Genomic DNA, 18,263 nt, shown 5'->3' on the forward strand with positions numbered 1-18,263 from the left:
CCCCGGCCTTATCTGGGTTAACTTTTCCTTCCGCCGCACCTAGTCGTTGCGCATCTGCGCCTGCGATACGTTACTCTCAGGCGGCACGCTCTGCGTCAGCCACACATTCCCCCCGATGGTCGATCCCGCGCCGATGGTGATGCGCCCCAGCACGGTCGCGCCCGCGTAGATGACCACGTCGTCCTCGACGATGGGGTGACGCGGCGTGCCCTTGATCAGCGCGCCGGAAGCGTCGGCCGGAAAACGCTTGGCGCCCAGGGTGACGGCCTGGTACAGGCGCACCCGCTGGCCGATGATGGCCGTCTCGCCGATCACCACGCCCGTGCCGTGGTCGATGAAGAACGAGGCGCCGATGTGCGCGCCCGGGTGGATGTCGATGCCCGTCAGCGTGTGCGCGATGTCGGCGATCAGGCGCGCCAGGAACGGCGCGCCGAGCGCGTGCAGCCGGTGCGCGAGGCGGTGGTACAAAATGGCGATGGTGCCCGGATAGCACAGCATGATTTCAGCCACCGAGGTGGCGGCCGGATCGCCCGCGTAAGCGGCCTGCACGTCCGACACCAGCAGGGCGCGGATGTCGGGCAGGCTGGCGGCGAACGCGCGCGTGATGTCGCGCGCCTGCTGCGCCAGGGCCGCGTCGTCGCTGGCGCCATCACCCTCATCGCCGGCCGGCACGGCGTGAGCCGGAGCGGAGAACAGCAAACCGCGCCGCACCTGCTCGCTGAGCCGGTTCAGGGTAGTGTTGAGCGTGTCGCCGACAAAATAGTCGATGCTTTCATCGGTCAGATTCGGCCGCCCGTAATGCGTGGGAAACAGCGCCGCCGACAGGCCGTTGACGATGGTGGTCAGCGCTTCGCGCGACGGCAGTTCGCGCACCCTGCCGTTATGGCGGATCTTGTGCTTGTCTTCACGCGAGCTGCGCAGCGCCTGGATCACGGGCCCCAGGTTCCACTGGGCCGTGTCGTCGGCGGGCGCCGCGGGATAAATACTGTGCATGGCGTATCACTTCCAGAAAACGGCAAACAGGCCGGGTCGCCCAAGCATAGCGGCCAGGCACCGCGATTCAAACGAAGAATTCCAAGGTTTCATATGCGAAAAACGCATATGGATGGCCAGCCGCGGCGACACCGGACCCGATTCCCGCCGCTAAGTAACCCCCAATAAATTATTGTGATTTCTGACTTCCATAACCGGCGCTCTGCGGCGTTGCCCGCTGCTAGCAGTGCTCGCACTGCGTCGCAGCGCGCGCCTTGCATAGCATCCTGTTCTGTTCGTCATAAATTCACAATAATTTCCTGAGGATTACTTAGCGTAAAATGACGGACTAACAAAAACACTCTTCAACATGACTAAATTATTAACCTGGATTTTGGCGGGCCTGGCGATGGTCGGACCGCTTGCAATTGACACCTATCTGCCGTCTTTCCCCGCCATCACGCAAGATTTCAATGCCAGCCCCCTGCTGGTGCAGCAGACCCTGAGCTTTTTCCTGTTCACGTTCGCCTTCATGATGCTGTTTTACGGCACCCTGTCCGACTCGTTCGGCCGCCGTCCCGTGATTCTCGTCTCGCTGGTGCTGTATGTGATCGCCTCCGTGGGCGCCGCGCTGGCGCCGTCGCTGGGCTGGCTGCTGGCCTGGCGCGTGCTGCAGGGCCTGTCGGCGGGCGCCGGTTCCGTGATCGGCCGCGCCATCGTGCAAGACCGCTATTCGGGCGCCGCCGCGCAAAAAATCCTCTCGCACATCATGATGGTGTTCGCGCTGGCGCCGGCCATCGCGCCCGTGCTGGGCGGCTGGCTGCAGGTGAGCCTGGGCTGGCGCTGGATTTTCTGGTTCCTCACGGCCTTCGGCGTGCTGATGTTCATCGTCGTCTGGCGCGCGCTGCCGGAAAGCCTGCCGAAGGAGCAGCGCCACGCCTTCCACCTGGGCGACATCGCCGTCAATTACTGGAAAGTGCTGTGCCACCGCCAGTTCCTGCTGCTGTCGACGGCCATCGGCGCCGCCTTCGGCGGCTTCGCGCTGTACATCGGTTCGGCCGCCTACTTCATCATCAACATCCTGCACCTGCCGGAGACGGCCTTCGCCTGGCTGTTCATTCCCTTAATTAGCGGCATGGTGTTCGGTTCGGCCCTGTCGGCGAAAATCGCCCACCGCTATAGCCAGCGCCAGATGATCTGGGCCGGCTTCATCCTGATGCTGGTGGCGGCTGCAGCCAACATCGGCTACAACTACTTCTTTGCCGCCGAAGTGCCATGGGCCGTGCTGCCGCTGTTCTTCTACTCGTTCGCCCTGTCGATCGCCATGCCGCCGATGACCCTGATGGCGCTGAACCACTTCCCCAACAACAGCGGCCTGGCCTCGTCGATGCAGTCCTTCATCCAGATGCTGCTGTTCGCGCTGGTCTCGGGCCTGGTGGCGCCGCTGCTGTTCGACAGCGCCCTGAATCTGGCGTATGGCGTGATGGCGGGACTGCTGGTGAGTTTGGTTTGCTGGGTGTTTGCGCAGGGCAAGGCTGAAGCGTAGGTCGGATTAGGCCCGCAGGGCCGTAATCCGACACCACCACAGGCCAACAATGTCGTCGGATTACGGCGCCTTGCGCCTAATCCGACCTACGGCCACGGTGCCGGCGTCACATCCAGATATTGCGCCCCGCCCTGCTCAGGGGCCGGCTCCGCCCCATCGCGCGTGACTGGCTGATTCAAGGAACCGGCCGGCGAACGCAAACTCAAGATTTCCTTGCGCGTCTCGACGAAGTCGGCGGAACTCAAGGGATGTTGCTGGTCCGGCCAGTGGCTGACGGCCCATTCCTGCAAGGTTTCAAAGCGCCGCCACAGTTCGGCGATGAATTCGCGGCGCGCCTCTTCCTCCTGCTGCGGCGTCTTTGCGGCGCCTTCTCCGATAGGTACTTGCATGGCTGCTCCCTGGCTGATCAATCGTCCTGCCAGCCTACTCCGGGACCAGCCAGGCGTCTGTTCGCGAACGAACACAGAGTTATTCGGGCATCTTGCGAAAGCCCACGGCCAGGCGGTTCCAGGTATTGATGGAGCCGATGGCCAGGGTGACGTTGACCATTTCCGCCGGCGTCAATTGCTGCGCCAGCGCCGCATACACGTCATCGGGCGCCTGGCTTTGCGGCAGCAGGGTCAGCGCTTCCGTCCAGGCCAGCACGGCCCGCTCGCGCGGCGTGAAAAACGGCGTTTCGCGCCAGACGGACACGGCATACAGGCGGCGTTCCGTTTCGCCCGCCTTGCGCGCGTCGCTCGTGTGCATGTCCACGCAAAAGGCGCAGCCATTGATTTGCGAAGCGCGCAGGCGGATCAGCTCGAGCAGCGAGTGTTCCAGCCCCAGCTTGGCAATCGCCGCTTCCAGCGCGTACATGGCCTTGACGGCGTCGGGCGAAGCTTGTGTAAAATCGAGTCGTTGCTGTGTCATGATGCATTCCTTGATGATGAGAGATGCTCCATTGTAGAAGCGCAAGAAGAGCGCGCGGCAGGCCAATCCTGCCGAAAAACGGCAGACCACCAACAGATACCCCATGGAATTACATATCCTGATCGACGGCACGCGCGACCTGGGCGGCCAGCTGTACCGCCAGCTCAGCGCAGCCATCCGCTCGGGCCGCCTGACGGACGGGCAGCAATTGCCGCCCACGCGCCTGCTGGCCAGCCAGCTGGGCCTGTCGCGCAAGACGGTGTCCGACGTGTATGAGAGGCTCGGTTACGAAAAGCTGCTGGTCGGTAAAGTCGGCGTGGGCAGCTTCGTGCAGACGCCGCACGCCTCGCCGCAGCGCCGCCATGCGAGCACGCCGCTGGCCAGCGCGCAGCGCATCGCCCGCTGGGAAGCGACGCCCACGCCCCTGCGCCAGGCCAGCCAGGAAACGCCAGCGCGCTACGCCTTCATCGGCGGGCGCGCCACGCCAGCGCACTTCCCGCAGGATGAATGGCGCACCTGCATGCTGCATGCGCTGCGCCAGGGTGACCAGGCGCGCGGCCGCTATGGCCCCGTGGAAGGCTTGCCCGCCTTGCGCGCGGCGATCGCCGGCCATGCCGCCTTCAGCCGCGGCATCCATTGCACCGAGGAACAGGTACTCGTTACCAGCGGCGCGCAGCAAGCCTTGCACCTGCTGGCGCTGGCCCTGCTGGAAGCGGGCGACACGGTTGCCGTGGAAGAACCCGGCTACCCGGTGGCGCGCGCCGTGTTCGCCAGCCAGGGCGCGCGCGTGGTGGGCATCGAAGTGGACGAGGACGGGCTCATCGTCGCGTAAATCCCCGACGGCACGCGCTTGATCTATGTCACGCCCGCCCATCAATTTCCGCTCGGCATGCCGATGAGCATGGCCCGCCGCCATGCCTTGTTGGAGCGTGCCCGGCAGTTGGGTGCCATCATCATCGAAGACGATTACGACAGCGCCTTCCGCTATGAAGGCCGGCCCGAGGATGCGCTGCAAAGCATGGACCGCTACGGCGTCGTCGCGCACGTGGGCAGCTTTTCCAAGATCATGCTGCCGGAACTGCGCCTGGGCTATGTGGTGCTGCCGCAAGCCCTCGTGTCCGCCATGCAGACGGTGAAATACCTGAGCGATTGCCATACGGCCAGCCTGGGCCAGCATGCGCTGGCCAAGTTCATCGGCGACGGCCATTTGCTGCGCCATATCCGCCGCTGCCACGACATCTATGCGGGACGGCGCGAACGGCTGCAGCACTGGTTCAACGGCCCGTTGTCGCCGTGGTTCCGCCTGGTGCCCGCCAGCGCCGGCTTCCACGTGGCGGCGCTGGCGCAGGCGCCGCTCGATATCGCCGAATTGCTGCGCCGCGCACGCCTGGCCGACGTCAGCCTGTATGCGCTGGCCAGCTTTTACCATGGCCCCGCCCGCCACGAAGGCCTGTTCCTCGGCTATGGCGCCATCGACAAGCTCGACATCGACACGGCGCTGGCCATCGTGCTGGCGATCCTGCAAGACATGGCGCCCCTGCCCCTCAGCGGGGTTGCCAACCGGGCTGCCAACGATAGTGCCCCGTGATCGGATAACTGAATAAAATATTTTCCTCGCGCGCGCCTTCGCCGATGTTGTGGATGATCAGCGGCACGCCGCTCCACGACTGCTTGTCGCTGACGATGCCGATGTGCGTGAGGTTGCGCGGCAGGCGCCAGGTGACGATGTCGCCCGCGCGGTAAGCGTTCGCTTGCGTGGCTGGAGGCAGGCTGGTGCCGTGGCGGGCAAAGTAGGTGCCCAGGTTCGGCACGCGGCGGTGGTCGATATTGCGGTCCGGCCCCTTCATCTGCCAGCGTCCCTGCCGCTGGTACACCTGCCATGCCTTGCGCATGTCTTCGTGCACCAGCACCTGCAAGTCCTGCCCCAGCTGGCGGTAGGCGCGCACGACCACATCCGTGCACACGCCCCGCTCGAGCGGCACATCGCCGCCCGGATAGGCCAGGCGTTCGTAGCGCGGATCGTACTGCACCGTCACGCCCACCTGACTGCGGGCGGCGGCAACGAGGGCTTGCGGGCTGGCAGGGACTGCCGACGCCAGCATGGGCGCCAGGGCAAGCATCACGGTGAAAAGCGGTTTGATGGGCATCAACGTCGGGGCTTGCGTGTAAATGCCAACTTTACCGCAGCGGCAGGAAAAACGTCGGACGCTTAGACGGTCGCCAGCTGCGCCAGGTGGGCAGGGAAATCCACGGCCGGACCGGCCGCATTGACGGTGTCGAAGTAATCATGCCAGCCCGTGGCGGCGATACCGGCCAGCAAGGCGTCCAGTGCCGCCTCGTCCGGGAAGCGCCAGACGGCATAGAATTGCTGGGCAGCCGCATGCAGCTTGCCGCCGTCGATGGCGCCCATGGCCAGCGCTTCGGCGCCGCTGCCGGACAAGGCCGCCATGCCGGCGCCCACCGTGGCGAAATACGATTGGCGCGCGGCGCCGTCGAGGGCCAGCCAGGCGGCTTTCGGGCTGTACAGCTCCAACAGATAATGCATGTTTTCTCCTTCGGTGATGAATGATCAGGCCAGCGAGCGCTGGGCGCGCTTGCAGATGCGTGCCGTGGCGGCAACGGGGCTTTCCAGCAGCCATTGCGCGCACAGGCTGCGCACCCAGTCCGGCTGGCTCTTCGCCGCATCGTTGAGCCAGTTGGCCACGGAATCTTGCACGTAGACGGCAGGATCGGCGCGCAAGGGTTGCAACAGGGGCAAGGCCAGCTGCGGCTCTTCTTTTAACTGGGCGATATGCGCGCACCACACGCCGCGCGGGCGCAGCGCTTCGCAGGCAAAGCGGCGCAGGCGTTCCGACGGGTGCGCCGTCCACGGCGCCAGCAGCGCGATGGCCTCAGGCAGATGCTCGGCAAGACGGGGCCGCAGCGCCAGCCAGGCCCATTCGCGCACGCCAAAGTGGCCATCGTCGGCCAGCGGCCGCATGGCGGCCAGCTGTTGCGGCAAGGACCAGCCAGCCTGGGCGGCGATGGCAAAACAGGCCCAGCCGCGCACCGTGTCGGACGGGTGCGCTTGCAGCAGCGCCGGGTCGGCGTCGGCTTCCAGCAGCAATTGTGTCGCCAAGGCCATGCGTCTGGTGATGCCCGCAGCGGCCTGCGCACGCATCCGCTCCAGGCGGGCGGCGCCGAGATCGGGCACGGCTGCGGCCAGCAGCTGGGCAAAATCGATGGCCAGCCCCTCCGTCAGGGTGGCGCTGACCACGCTGCCCCCATTCAGCAGGGCCAGGCGCGCGGGGGCGATGTCGGCGACGCCACGACTCATGGCGCACCCTGCATTTCACCTTTATCCGTCTTGCGCCAGGCTTTTTCCAGCAGTCCACTCAATAATTGCATTTCCTCGGCCGTGAAATCGGCAAACAGGCTGGCGATCCATTGCGCATGCTCATCGACCAGGGTGGCGGCGGCAGCTGCTCCCCTGGCGCTCAGGCGCACCAGCAGCTTGCGCCGGTCGAACTGGTCCGCGTGGCGCGCCAGGAAGCCATCGCGCTCCAGGCCGTCGAGCAAACCCGTGATGGTGCCGCGCGTCACGCCGGCCCGCTCGGCCAGTGCGTGCGGCGAGAGTCCGTCGGGCACGTCGCGCAGCAGGGACAGCAGTACAAACTTGCCTTCCGACAAGCCATGCCGGCCCAGGCGCGTGGCGCAATCGCCATCGATGGCGGACGCCAGGCCCAGCACTTCAAAGCACAGGCGCAAGCGTCCGATGGATGCCGGAGCGTCCGCGCCCAGCGCGCGGCGCTGCACGTCAGCGAGCAGGGCCGTGTATTTCTGTTCGAGTTTTATCATATGGCGCAATATAATATGGCGCCATACTACATGTCAAATGAAAAACCGTGAAGGTTTTCCCGTAGCCTTAAAGACGGGCTTTATCCCTCGCCCACACGATGATGGCATTCGCATCGATGGCACCCGGCTGGCGCGCCACTTCCACGCCGCGCAAAAACAGGGCCAGCGTGGGAATGCTGCGGATATTGAAACGGCTGCCCAGGTCGGGCGACGCTTCCGTATTCACCTTGACAACGCGGAACGCTGGTTCCAGGGTCCTGGCGGCTTGCACATAGAATGGCGCCATGCTGCGGCACGGGCCGCACCAGGGCGCCCAGAAATCCACCAGCACGGGAATGTCGCTGCGTTCGATATGCTTGAGGAAACGGGCGCTGGCCAGGTCCACGGGCTGGCCCGTAAACAAATCCTTCTGGCACTTGCCGCAAGTGGGCTGTTCAATCAGGCGGACGGCCGGCAAGCGGTTGACGGCGTCGCAATGGGGGCACACGATGTGCAGGGAGTCTGGCGTGGTCGGGGTCATGGCATTCCTGGAAAGGGTAGCGTACGGTTGCCGGACATTTTACGGCGTATCGTGCGGCGGCGCTTATCCGCATAGTCCACTATAGTGTGCTGGAACGGCGCGCATATTGCCCGGCCGGCCAAGGAGAAACATGCCTGATGTCGCAAACAACATGGAGCTGAAGAACGCCGAACTGGCTGCAGCCCTGGCCGTGCAGCGTGCCGCCTGCCTGGCCCACCCCCTACCCACGTTCGCCGAGCGCAAACGCGACCTGCAAACCCTGCAGCGCTTCATCCGCGACCATACAGACGCGCTATGCGAGGCGATCAGCGCCGATTATGGCAACCGCTCCCGGCACGAAACCTTGCTGGCGGAGATCTTTCCCGCCATCGACGGGATCGATCACGTACTGAGCCAGTTGAAAAAATGGATGAAACCGCAGCGCCGCAGCGTGGACTGGCGCAATTTTCCAGGCGCCCGCAACCGCGTGCTGCCTCAGCCGCTGGGCGTGGTGGGCGTCATCGTTCCGTGGAATTTCCCCGTCAACCTGAGCCTGGTGCCTTTGACTTACATCTTTGCCGCCGGCAACCGCGCCATGGTCAAGATGAGCGAAAACTCGCGCCACCTGGCGCGGCTATTGATCGACACCATGCCCGCCTATTTCCCGCCGGAAAAGCTGCAGTTTTTCGACGAGACGGGTGGTGTGGGCATCGCGTTTTCGCAACTGCCGTTCGACCACCTGCTGTTTACGGGTTCCGGCCAGACGGGCCGCGCCGTCATGGCGGCGGCCGCGCGCAATCTGTGCCCCGTGACCCTGGAACTGGGCGGCAAGGCGCCGGCCATCGTCTGCGCAGACTTTCCCCTGCGCACGGCAGCCGAACGCATCCTGTTCGTCAAATACCTGAACGCGGGGCAAATCTGCACTTGCGTCGACCATGTCTGGCTGCCCGAAGCCAGCATCGCCGCCTTCGTCGAGCACGCGCGCCAGATCATGCCCACGCGCTGCCCGCGGCTGGACACGCCCGACTATACGTCCATCATCGACGAGGCCGCCTTTGAGCGCCTGCTGCAGGCGCTGGACGAAGCACGGGAACGGGGTGCACAAGTGATTTCCCTGTTGCCAGGTCCGGCCTGGGACCGCGCCACGCGCAAGATCGCGCCGCACATCGTGCTCGACGCCCCCGCGGACAGCCTGCTGCTGACGCGCGAAATCTTCGGCCCCATCCTGCCGCTGCGCGGCTATACGAAGCTGGAGGCCGTGATCGCCAGCATCAACGCGGGGCCGCGCCCGCTGGCCATCTATCCGTTCAGCAACGACAAGCAGACCGTGCAGCTGCTGATCGACACGGTGATGTCGGGCGGCGTGTCCGTCAACGACGCGCTGTACCACGTGGGCCAGCATGATTTACCGTTCGGCGGCGTGGGCGAGTCCGGCATGGGCCACTACCACGGCGTCGAAGGTTTTCACACTTTCAGCAAGCTGCGTCCCGTGTTTTACCAGGCGCGCTACAGCGCGTTGACACTGCTGTGGCCGCCGTATGGCAAGCTGGCCAGCCGTGTATTGAACTTCCTGACCCGCTGATTACAGGAACAGCGAGGCGGCGATGGCCCACATGACGAGGGCGATAATACCGTCGAGCACGCGCCAGGCCATGGGATTGGCAAACACGGGCGCCAGATAGCGGGCGCCAAAGCCCAGCAGGAAGAACCACAGGGCCGACGCCATGATGGCGCCACCGGCAAAGTAGAAGCGTCCCGCGCCTTCATGCTGGCCGCCGATCGAACCGAGCAAAATCACCGTGTCGAGGAAGGCGTGCGGGTTCAGCAGGCTGAACGCCAGCGCCGCGCCGATCACGGCCCAGTAGCCTTCGGGCGACTTGGCCGCCGACACCGTCATGGCCGTTGGACGCCAGGCCGACTTGGCCGCGCGCAAGCCGTAGGCGATCAGAAAGGTGGCGCCAGCGGCCTTGGCCCACAGCAGGAAATCAGGATTGTCGGCAATAAAAGTGCCCATGCCGGCCACGCCGGCCGTGATCAGGATGGCGTCGCACAGCAAACAGACGAGTATGCAGGTGAGCACGTAATGGCGCTTCAGCCCCTGCTTGAGCAAGAATGCGTTTTGCGTGCCGATGGCCACGATCAGGCTCGCTCCGAGCCCCATGCCTTTCAAGAAAATTGCGCTGTCCATATCGATTCCTTTCTATTGCTTCCATCACGCGCACGGCCGCCCACGCTCTGCCGGCAACGGCAAAGTCATCAGAGGTAGGTGGAGGGTGGTGCGGAACCAGGGGGACCGCGCGGGAGAGTGGAGTTGTTACCCTATTTCAACAGTGGTTGTTACCCTATTTCAACAGTGTAAAGAAAAAGTAAATATAAGTATAATGAATGATTCTAACCATATATAAGAGAATCTTATGCGTGTCGTCGATTACCGTGGATTGGCCGCCCTCGACGCCGTGATTGGCCTGGGCAGCTTTGAAAAGGCCGCGCAGGCGCTGGCGATCAGCCAGCCGGCCGTGTCGCAGCGCATCCGCACCCTGGAAAACCTGGAAGGCACCCTGTTGATCATCCGCAGCCACCCGCCCCTGCCCACGGAAGCGGGCCAGCGCCTGATCGCCCATTACCGGCAAGTCAAGCTGCTTGAAGCGGCGCTCGACGCCCAGCCCGGTCCCACCACGCAATTGCCGGAGCTGGCCATCGCCGTCAACGCCGACAGCGCCGCCACCTGGATTCCGGAAGCGCTGGGGCCGCTGCTCTCGCCGCCATCCTGCCTGCTCGATATCCGCCTCGACGACCAGGACCATACCTTGAGCCAGCTGCGCGAAGGCCGCGTGTTTGCCTGCGTCACCAGCGCCAACGACCTGGTGGCCGGCACCACGGCCACGCCGCTGGGCGGCATGCGCTACCTGTGCGTGGCCTCGCCCGCGTTCGCGCTGCAATGGTTTCCCCATGGTTTTACGGTGGAAGCCGTCAGCCAGGCGCCCGCCATCACGTTTGGCAGCAAGGATGCGCTGCACGAGCGCTATCTGCAGCACCGCCTCGGCTACACGGGCCGCTATCCGCACCATGTGCTCGGTTCGGCGCGCGACTTCGTGCGCTTCATCGAAGCGGGCTATGCCTATGGCATGGTGCCCTTGCTGCAGGCGGAAACGGCGCTGGCCGCCGGCCGGCTGGTCGACGTGGTGGCCGGGCAAGCGCTCGACGTGCCCCTGACCTGGCATGCCTGGGATATCCAGACGCCGCTCACGCGCACCCTGTCGGACGCCGTCATCGCCACGGCGCGCAAATGGCTGCTACAAGACAACTTTGTTTCCGAATAATTTCTATGCTACTGCAACAACTGATACATACCGCGCGCCGCTTGGCCTACACTGCAAACATCCTTCATGACAACCAGGGGACGGCATGACGATCGTGCGCACCACTCTGCTGGGCTTGCTGGCGACGCTGCCTGTGGCCGCCGGCCTGATCGCCTGCTTTCCCTTGACGGCCATCAATGCCCTGTCGTCCGGCAGTGCCTCGCAAGTGACGCGGGGCCTGGCCTACGGCCCCCTGCCACGGCAAAAACTCGATGTCTACGCCCCCAAAATCCGCACGGGGCCCGTGCCCGTGGTGGTGTTCTTTTATGGCGGCAACTGGACGGCGGGCGAGCGCGCCGACTATGCCTTCGTTGGCCACGCGCTCGCTGCGCGCGGCTACCTGGCCGTGATCGCCGACTACCGGCTGTATCCGGATGTGCACTACCCGGAAATTTTGCAGGATGCGGCCCGCGCCGTGGCCTGGGCCGCGATGGAATCGAGCCGCCATGGCGGCGACCCCGCCCGCCTGTTCGTCATGGGCCATAGCGCCGGCGCCTACAATGCGGCGATGGTGGCGCTCGACGCCAGCCTGCTGGCGCGCCACGGCATGCACCCGCACGACTTGCGGGGCTGGATAGGCTTGGCCGGTCCCTACGATTTCTTGCCGATCGAAAATACCACCACCCGGCCCGTCTTCTTTTACCCGGACACGCCCGCCGCTTCGCAGCCCATCCACCACGTGACGGCCGAGGCCCCGCCCGCCCTGCTGATCGCCCCCTTGCCCGGACAGGACAAGCTGGTCAATCCACAACGCAATACGGGTGGCCTGGCCAAGGCCTTGCGGGCGCTGCACAGGCCCGTGACGGAAACGTATTTCGACAAGGTCAGCCATACCACCCTGGTCGCCTCGCTGGCCGGCCCCCTGCGCATGCTGGCCCCCACGCTGGACGCCGTGAGCGCCTTTATCGACGCCAACAGCAAGGTCGATACCATGCTGACACGTAACATGGGCGTGGGCACGGACGGGCGGGAAACTCCCGCCATGCCGCCACGTCTTGCGACGGCGCAAAGCGCCACCACGCAGGCTGCCGTCGCGCGCGCCCACGACAAAACGCCCGCCCCCTGAAGGGCGGGCGCTCTGCCCGGACCACGATGCACGATGCACGATGCGGCGCCAGCTAAGAGCCTATCCCAAGGCTCGGCCCTCGCGATGCGAATTCAGCTGGCATTCAGCTACCGGCAGCAGCCCGCTTACTCTTTACGGCTGGCGCTGCTGGTTTTGCTTTGTGCGGAGCCCGCTTGCGATGCGCTGCCGCTGGCCGAGCTTTCGCTGCCGGACGACTGCTGGCTGCCCTGGTGGTTGCCGCTTTGCAGGCTTTGGCCATCACGGCTTTGCGCTCCGCGCTGCTGGTCGCGGTTGGTGCCGTTTTGATGGTAAGCCTGGAACGGTTCGGCGATGCGCTGCATGGCTTCCTGCTGCTTGCGCACGTTTTTCTCCGTTTCTTCCGAAGCGGTGCGGGCCACTTCTTCGGCCAGTGCCTTGGCGGTACGGCTCGTTTCATTCACATGTTGCTCGGCCACGTTGGCCAGTTCGACCTGCGTATCGGCGGCCAGACGCGACAGCTGTTGCTGATACTTGCGCAATTGCTCGGCAGCTGGCTGGCCCGCTGCGGCAGCCACCTGGAACACATCTTCGGCGCGCTCGACCGTCAGCAGGTTCTGGCTGGTCACGGTGCTTTCTTCCAGCAAGCCTTGCGCCAGTTGCATGTTCAGGTCATTGAAGTGCTGCACCGACTGGAACAAGGACTTCGACAAACTATTGAAAAAAGCCAGTTGCGCTTCCAGGTGGTTTTTGGCGGCTGGGGTAACACTACGGGAATATGGATACATGGAGTTCCTCATTAAATAGCGGTTGGGTAAACACAAGGCGACACCACCGGTTGTCGAACGCTGAAGCAGACGACCGGGCTACGCCACGAAACGCGAAAAACATATCCGATTGGTGGGAAGATGCTTTGCAACGCGAGTCCCAAGGCTACGTGAGCACCGCAGGTGAGGCATGATCTGGATCAAACGTGCGCTAAGCTGCGCAGAAAGTTTTGGCTGGACAGCTTGCCCTTGGCAAACGTCAGTGACAGGAAGGAAAATCTGTGACAGGCACGCTCAACGCGCGGCGCCGCTGCCCGGCACGACAGGCTTGTAACCATGGCTGCGCAGCGACGCTTCCAGCCAGCGGTTGCCATACCAGCCACGTGCCAGCAGGTAACTGAGCTCCGCGGCGGCCAAACCACAGGCAGGCATCCATCGCCAGCATGAGCAGCAACAGCCACCAGCGGCGCTTGGCCACGGCCCAGAACGAGCCCAGCAACAGGGCCGGCCAGGAAAAACCCGCTTTCACGTAGGCATAGCGGCCCGCATCGTCGGCAAACAGGGTGGCGCTGTGCTTCATGCTGCTCTCTTCTGGTAATGAACGGTGTCAGGGTTCGGGATGGTGGCAGACGGCTTCGACATTGTGACCGTCCGGCCCCAGCACGAAAGCGCCATAGTAATTCGGGTGATACATGGCGCGGATGCCGGGCGCGCCGTTATCCTTGCCGCCCGCTGCCAGTGCGGCCTGGTAAAACGCGTCCACCTGGGCGCGGTTGTCCGCCGCGAAGGCGAGATGCATGCCGGCATGCGGCGCGGCGCCCACGCCGAACCAGAAATCGGGCTTGCCATCCCTGCCCAGGCCGACCCAGCCCTGCGCTTCCATCACCACCGACACGCCCAAAGGCGCCAGGGCGGCCGAAAAGAAGGCCTTGCTGGCCTGTGCATCGCTGACATTCAAACCGATGTGATCAAGAATCATGATGGTGCTCCTCGCAGGTAAGGGGACAGGAAGCGCAGTATGCGCCAATATTGCCTTTTAAGCAAGCAAGGCAGCAGGTCCTGTGCGGTCGGATCTTGCACGCACAGTTACCCCATCACTATTACCTTGCACCTGCCTCGCCTAGCGCAGGTTGCCCGTATGCCCGAGCGAATAGCGGCCTGGCTGCGGCCACACGGTGAGGCCGTGCGGTTCCTGGCCGACTTTCACTTTCGACACGTCGCCACTGTTCGTATCGATGCGGTAGACCACATCGTCGAAACGGCCGGACAGCCACAGATACTTGCCGTCGGCGCTCACATTGCCCATGTCGGGGCTGCCGCCGCCGGGAATCGGCCAGTTCGCCACCACTTTTTCCGTGGCGAAATCGATCACGCTGACGCTGCCCTTGCCATTGCGCTTGCCATGGATGCGGTGCGTGCCGCGGTTGGCCACGTACAGCTTTTTACCGTCGCGGCTCGGGTACAGGCCGTGTGCGCCCACGCCCGTCTGGATGAAGCCGATTTCCTTCAGGGTGGCGCCATCGACGATGTGCACGCCGTCGGCGTCCATGTCGGCGATAAAGAATTTCTTGCCGTCCGGCGAGATGCGTATGTCTTGCGGCATGCCTTTCTTGACGCTGCAGATTTCATTCGCGGGGCCGCCCACGGGACCGGACTCGGCAAAGCGCTTGGCCGGCATCTGCAATTTCAGGTAGCCGTCGACCTTGCGGCCCACCAGGTCGATCTTGGCGATGGTGCCGTCGAACTCGCAGGTGAACATGGCGTAGCGGCCGTCATTCGAGAAATCCGCATGGTTAATGCCGCCGCACTGGGGCGTGTCGATCGAATACTGCACGGCCATGGTCTTCGGATCGCGGAAATCGAGGCGGTGGCGCGCTTCGGCCACGACGATGGCCGACTTGCCATCCGGTGTGAAATACATATTGTAGGGATCATCGACGGGCACTTCCTTGCCCGGCTTGCCCGTCAAGGGGTCGACCGGCGTCAGACTGCCCTTGTCCGTGCGTTCGGCATTGTTCGCCACCCACAGCGTGCGCAAGTCCCACGACGGCACCACGTGCTGCGGGCCGCTGCCGACCTTGAACTTGTCGACCACTTTCAGGCTGTCCTGGTCGATCACATACACGTCGTTCGAGCGCAGGTTGGGCACGTAGACGCGGCGCAAATGATCCTTGACGACGGGGCTCATATTGCTGCTGGCGATGCTGCCATACACGTTTTTCGGGTCCACCAGCGGCGGCATGCCCGGCAGCGGCGAATAGGCGGCAGCCGGCGCGGCAGCGGCAGGAGCCGGCGTGCTGGCGCCGATGACCTGGCTGGCCACGCCCAGGCCGGCCAGAGCGGCAGCCAGGACGGACAAGGTGACGATGGTGCGTCGTTGAGATTTTTTCATGTGTTTTCGCGTCATTTCGTTGCAAAAGCCGGAAGTTCAGCACTGCCGGCGGAGAATTTACTTGTTACGTTGTAGCAGCTGCCTGATGGCGACCACCGACGTGTCCACCTGCAGCTTGATGCCGATCTGCCCCAGTTCAGCCGTGGCACGCGTGGCGTCGCCGCGCACGCCGTCCGCCACGCCGGGCTTGGGTCCGTGCGCCATGGCCTCGCTGCGCACCAGCGACGGGTCCGTCGCCAGCATCAGCGCCGCGTCCGCCAAGCCCGCGTGCAGGCCGATCTCGGCGCTGCCGTAGCCGCGTTTTTGCAGCTCGGCAATATAGGCCGATTGTGTGATGTCATAGTAATCGAGCAAGGCATACGCACGCGCATCTTTCGCCGTGGAAGCTTTGCCCCAGGCCCGATTGAGCTTGTTCGCCACATTCTGCTCGTTCTTCTGGTAACCACCGTGATCGCCGAGGAAAATGATGTCGCGGAAACCATGCTGGCGCAGGCTGGCGGCCGCCCCTTCCAGCACGGCCTCGAAGGCGGCTGGCGGTATCGAGATCGTGCCGGCAAAACGCATGTGGCCGGCCGGCGGAGAAATCGCGCCTTCCGGCACGTAGGAAACGACGGGCGCGACGATGGTGTTGCCCAGCTTTTGCGCAATCTGGCGCGCCAGCAGCCCGGCGCGCACATTGTGCTTGCCCAGCGCAATATACGGCCCGCTCTGCTCGACGCCGCCGATCGGCACCAGCACGGTGGTGGCGCCGTGGTCGATACGGCTGCGCAACTCCGTACTCGTCAGCTCTTCCAGCATGACACTGCTGCCAGCAGGCGTGGCCGCCAGAGCGGACGCCGCAGGAATCAGGCAGAACAGGGTCAGGGAAAACAGGGAGCCGAAGGGCTTGGACAGAATGGAAGGCGCGCGCGGCGCAAGGGGCACATTCGGCAGGGGGAACTGCAGAGTCATAAGCAAACATCTTTCCAAGGTCAAAGCGTGACGCCGTGCCCGGCCTTGCCAGGCAAGCTGGCTGCCACGCAGGAATTGTATGCCATCATGACAGGAAGGGCACGTTAATTTGACGCGGTGCTTTGCAAGGAATTGACGTGGGGAAACTATCTGTCAGGCGGTGCTCGCCTTGACCCCGTCCACCACGCCATCATGGAGCGTCGCGTGGCGCTTCTCGGCATAGGCCTTGAGCGAGCGCATCGTTTTGGGAAGCCCTTGCCGCACTTGTCTGGCAACGCCTGGTCCGAACAGAAAGGCAAGCGCTCCAGTGAACCACACGCGGTGAACGACTGCAGATCCGCCGTCTACGGCAGTAACCGTGTGCTCGAAGTGGATGCGGAACAGGGGAATGTAGCCCTCGACGGTGAACGAGCGGCCTGCGGTGCGCTCGGTAACCAGCATCGCAATACCCATCCCCTTGTTCGGCACTATCCTGCCCTGTGTTCCCGCGGCGAATGGCCCATTGAGCCGGGCTTGCTTTGTATCCGGATCCCACAGGTGCCATCGGTCGACTTCGCTCCAGATTTGATCGATGACCGTGGGCGGGACGGCAATGTGGATGCTTTCTTCGATATGCGCCAATTTGGGGATCTCCCTATCATTGCGATAAAAGTAACTGCGCCTGCTATCCGCATCGCGCAGTGCCTGGGTATTGGTCAGCGGCATGGCATTCATCATGTGGAATATCCATGACAACTGCGACAGTCAAAGGATCGTTTTCCGACAGGCACAAAGACAGCCGCTTTTCCTTTGCATCGATAAAAAATATAGCTGCTGAGATTGCAGGGTACACTGTTTTTTTATCATATAAATAGAGTTAGATTCTGGTTATACTTGTCGCAGACAAAGCCAGACCATGATGACAGCTTATTTGGTGCCAAGATTAAGGGATGCGCCAGTGAGTAGGAACCACAAGCTGCCGCTCGCCATGACCGTGAGCCCATTGGATTTTGAGAAGTTATGAACGCAACACATTGGAGGGTTCAGGAGCTAAATCACCACTCAGCGGATATCGTCTGGCTTGATGCCGAGGGCGCCGGCCGTGCATATCATTTAGTACGCCTTCATGATTCGAAGACGCATCCCGGCCTGGACGTTAACACCGTTGACTCCATCGAGCGCTTCGCATTCGGCAATGATGTGGTCAGCGCGACCAGGTGGTTACGTGCGCGTGTGCCGGGAATTCAGCAGGTCGTAGTTGTGTTTGGAAAAGACGAAAGCTTCGTATGCAACAGTGTGTTCCTGGTCGAAAATTGGTCGGATATTTTTGTCCCTTCGCGTGACGACGCGATGATCTGTTCGAACGACACGCCGCTTGTCCTGTTTTATTGCCATGAAAATGCATTCGAGGTAGGGCAGCGAATTGTCTTTGATTAAAGGCCGAGTTCGGCCAGAAGCCGACCTCCATATGATCCAGTATAAGAAGGGGCGAGTGCTCGTGGGAAATGCCGTTTTAAGCCGGTTGTCCATGTTGGGCGTTGTTTTCTTGTGCCTTTCGCTGTCGTCCTTGACCAATGCTTCCGAACAACAAAGCGATATGGCATCGATCAAGCAGGAGCATTGCGAAGAAAATAGTAATCTTGAGAGTACTTTCTGCATGAGTCGAGAGCTAAAAGAATCCGACACGCGTTTAAACGTCGTCTACAAGACATTGATGTCTGCGCTTACCAAGCCACGAGGGTTGCAACGCGCGCAACGTGCATGGATTGTTTTCCGCGACGCGGAGTGCAAGTTCCAGAACGCGGCGATGCATGGCGCAAGTGGTTACAACTTTTCGATGGACCTGTGTTTGATGCAGCTGACTGAACAGCGCATATCGGTGTTAGAAACCGTTAGGCCCTGCAATGGATGCGTAGAATTCAAGGATGAGTTTTATAGAACGGGGAAAGGATTCAGCTTACCAGAGCGTAAACGCACTCCTGCTTCGGGCAAGCTATGACACGGGGCGAG

21 protein-coding genes and 1 pseudogene are annotated in these 18,263 nt (G+C 63.0%); 7 read left to right on the forward strand and 15 right to left on the reverse strand.

The features are described 5' to 3' along the window. Positions 1 to 39: 39 nt before the first annotated feature. Complete coding sequence (gene epsC, locus KY494_RS06390) at positions 40 to 993, reverse strand: serine O-acetyltransferase EpsC (RefSeq protein WP_099379658.1); 954 nt, start codon at positions 991 to 993, stop codon at positions 40 to 42. A 349-nt stretch (positions 994 to 1,342) separates the two neighbouring features. Between epsC and KY494_RS06395 the strand changes: the two genes are divergently transcribed. Beyond that, complete coding sequence (locus tag KY494_RS06395) at positions 1,343 to 2,518, forward strand: multidrug effflux MFS transporter (RefSeq protein WP_219136348.1); 1,176 nt, start codon at positions 1,343 to 1,345, stop codon at positions 2,516 to 2,518. An 86-nt stretch (positions 2,519 to 2,604) separates the two neighbouring features. Here the strand turns inward: KY494_RS06395 and KY494_RS06400 are convergent, their stop codons facing one another. Both KY494_RS06400 and KY494_RS06405 read right to left on the reverse strand, forming a co-directional pair. Continuing rightward, positions 2,605 to 2,907: a hypothetical protein gene (locus KY494_RS06400; RefSeq protein ID WP_219890324.1), complete on the reverse strand. Its 303-nt coding sequence runs from the start codon at positions 2,905 to 2,907 to the stop codon at positions 2,605 to 2,607. A 79-nt stretch (positions 2,908 to 2,986) separates the two neighbouring features. Beyond that, positions 2,987 to 3,427 carry a carboxymuconolactone decarboxylase family protein gene (locus KY494_RS06405; protein WP_219136350.1) on the reverse strand — a complete coding sequence of 147 codons (441 nt, stop codon included), beginning with the start codon at positions 3,425 to 3,427 and terminating at the stop codon, positions 2,987 to 2,989. Positions 3,428 to 3,530: 103 nt separating this feature from the next. Here KY494_RS06405 and KY494_RS06410 point away from each other — a divergent pair. Beyond that, positions 3,531 to 5,015: pseudogene (locus tag KY494_RS06410) on the forward strand (PLP-dependent aminotransferase family protein). Here KY494_RS06410 and KY494_RS06415 read toward each other — a convergent pair. The 5 genes from KY494_RS06415 to trxC all read right to left on the reverse strand — a co-directional run bounded on the left by KY494_RS06415 (position 4,972) and on the right by trxC (position 7,784). Continuing rightward, positions 4,972 to 5,574, reverse strand: a complete 603-nt coding sequence (locus KY494_RS06415; RefSeq protein WP_219890325.1) for a DUF1287 domain-containing protein — start codon at positions 5,572 to 5,574, stop codon at positions 4,972 to 4,974. The pseudogene KY494_RS06410 and the gene KY494_RS06415 sit on opposite strands and share 44 nt — an antisense overlap. Before the next feature lie 62 nt (positions 5,575 to 5,636). Beyond that, positions 5,637 to 5,972 (reverse strand): DUF6616 family protein, encoded by a 336-nt coding sequence (locus KY494_RS06420; protein ID WP_219890326.1) that lies wholly within the window; start codon positions 5,970 to 5,972, stop codon positions 5,637 to 5,639. A gap of 24 nt (positions 5,973 to 5,996) precedes the next feature. Next, positions 5,997 to 6,743, reverse strand: a complete 747-nt coding sequence (locus KY494_RS06425; protein WP_219890327.1) for a HEAT repeat domain-containing protein — start codon at positions 6,741 to 6,743, stop codon at positions 5,997 to 5,999. Beyond that, positions 6,740 to 7,261, reverse strand: a complete 522-nt coding sequence (locus tag KY494_RS06430) for a MarR family winged helix-turn-helix transcriptional regulator (RefSeq protein WP_375143478.1) — start codon at positions 7,259 to 7,261, stop codon at positions 6,740 to 6,742. The genes KY494_RS06425 and KY494_RS06430 overlap by 4 nt, the downstream gene beginning before the upstream one ends. 70 nt (positions 7,262 to 7,331) lie before the next feature. Continuing rightward, positions 7,332 to 7,784 (reverse strand): thioredoxin TrxC, encoded by a 453-nt coding sequence (gene trxC, locus KY494_RS06435; protein WP_219890329.1) that lies wholly within the window; start codon positions 7,782 to 7,784, stop codon positions 7,332 to 7,334. Between the two features lie 130 nt (positions 7,785 to 7,914). Here trxC and KY494_RS06440 point away from each other — a divergent pair, with 130 nt between their 5' ends. After that, positions 7,915 to 9,345: a coniferyl aldehyde dehydrogenase gene (locus KY494_RS06440; RefSeq protein ID WP_219890330.1), complete on the forward strand. Its 1,431-nt coding sequence runs from the start codon at positions 7,915 to 7,917 to the stop codon at positions 9,343 to 9,345. Here the strand turns inward: KY494_RS06440 and KY494_RS06445 are convergent, their stop codons facing one another. Further along, a complete protein-coding gene (locus tag KY494_RS06445; protein ID WP_219890331.1) occupies positions 9,346 to 9,951 on the reverse strand; it encodes a LysE/ArgO family amino acid transporter in 606 nt (201 codons plus the stop codon). A 226-nt stretch (positions 9,952 to 10,177) separates the two neighbouring features. Between KY494_RS06445 and KY494_RS06450 the strand changes: the two genes are divergently transcribed. Next, positions 10,178 to 11,083: a LysR family transcriptional regulator ArgP gene (locus KY494_RS06450; RefSeq protein ID WP_219890332.1), complete on the forward strand. Its 906-nt coding sequence runs from the start codon at positions 10,178 to 10,180 to the stop codon at positions 11,081 to 11,083. An 85-nt stretch (positions 11,084 to 11,168) separates the two neighbouring features. Further along, complete coding sequence (locus KY494_RS06455; protein ID WP_219890333.1) at positions 11,169 to 12,188, forward strand: alpha/beta hydrolase; 1,020 nt, start codon at positions 11,169 to 11,171, stop codon at positions 12,186 to 12,188. A gap of 125 nt (positions 12,189 to 12,313) precedes the next feature. Here the strand turns inward: KY494_RS06455 and KY494_RS06460 are convergent, their stop codons facing one another. The 6 genes from KY494_RS06460 to KY494_RS06485 form a co-directional block, all read right to left on the reverse strand. Then, positions 12,314 to 12,952 carry a phasin family protein gene (locus KY494_RS06460; RefSeq protein ID WP_219136360.1) on the reverse strand — a complete coding sequence of 213 codons (639 nt, stop codon included), beginning with the start codon at positions 12,950 to 12,952 and terminating at the stop codon, positions 12,314 to 12,316. A gap of 238 nt (positions 12,953 to 13,190) precedes the next feature. Continuing rightward, positions 13,191 to 13,511 (reverse strand): hypothetical protein, encoded by a 321-nt coding sequence (locus KY494_RS06465; protein WP_219890334.1) that lies wholly within the window; start codon positions 13,509 to 13,511, stop codon positions 13,191 to 13,193. 27 nt (positions 13,512 to 13,538) lie between these two features. After that, entirely contained in the window at positions 13,539 to 13,910 is a 372-nt protein-coding gene (locus KY494_RS06470; protein ID WP_219890335.1) for a VOC family protein, read from the reverse strand. A 141-nt stretch (positions 13,911 to 14,051) separates the two neighbouring features. Then, positions 14,052 to 15,323: a YncE family protein gene (locus KY494_RS06475; RefSeq protein WP_219890336.1), complete on the reverse strand. Its 1,272-nt coding sequence runs from the start codon at positions 15,321 to 15,323 to the stop codon at positions 14,052 to 14,054. A gap of 57 nt (positions 15,324 to 15,380) precedes the next feature. Beyond that, a complete protein-coding gene (locus KY494_RS06480; RefSeq protein WP_375143459.1) occupies positions 15,381 to 16,280 on the reverse strand; it encodes a creatininase family protein in 900 nt (299 codons plus the stop codon). Positions 16,281 to 16,427: 147 nt separating this feature from the next. Beyond that, entirely contained in the window at positions 16,428 to 16,991 is a 564-nt protein-coding gene (locus tag KY494_RS06485) for an SRPBCC family protein (RefSeq protein ID WP_258194706.1), read from the reverse strand. A 282-nt stretch (positions 16,992 to 17,273) separates the two neighbouring features. On the opposite strand from KY494_RS06485, the gene KY494_RS06490 reads away from it, so the two are divergent. Together KY494_RS06490 and KY494_RS06495 are read left to right on the forward strand one after the other, a co-directional pair. Beyond that, positions 17,274 to 17,690: a hypothetical protein gene (locus tag KY494_RS06490; protein WP_219890337.1), complete on the forward strand. Its 417-nt coding sequence runs from the start codon at positions 17,274 to 17,276 to the stop codon at positions 17,688 to 17,690. A 31-nt stretch (positions 17,691 to 17,721) separates the two neighbouring features. Continuing rightward, positions 17,722 to 18,252: a lysozyme inhibitor LprI family protein gene (locus KY494_RS06495; protein ID WP_219890338.1), complete on the forward strand. Its 531-nt coding sequence runs from the start codon at positions 17,722 to 17,724 to the stop codon at positions 18,250 to 18,252. Positions 18,253 to 18,263 lie beyond the last annotated feature (11 nt).

The organism is Janthinobacterium sp. PAMC25594, from assembly GCF_019443505.1.
Taxonomy (GTDB): Bacteria; Pseudomonadota; Gammaproteobacteria; order Burkholderiales; family Burkholderiaceae_D; genus Janthinobacterium.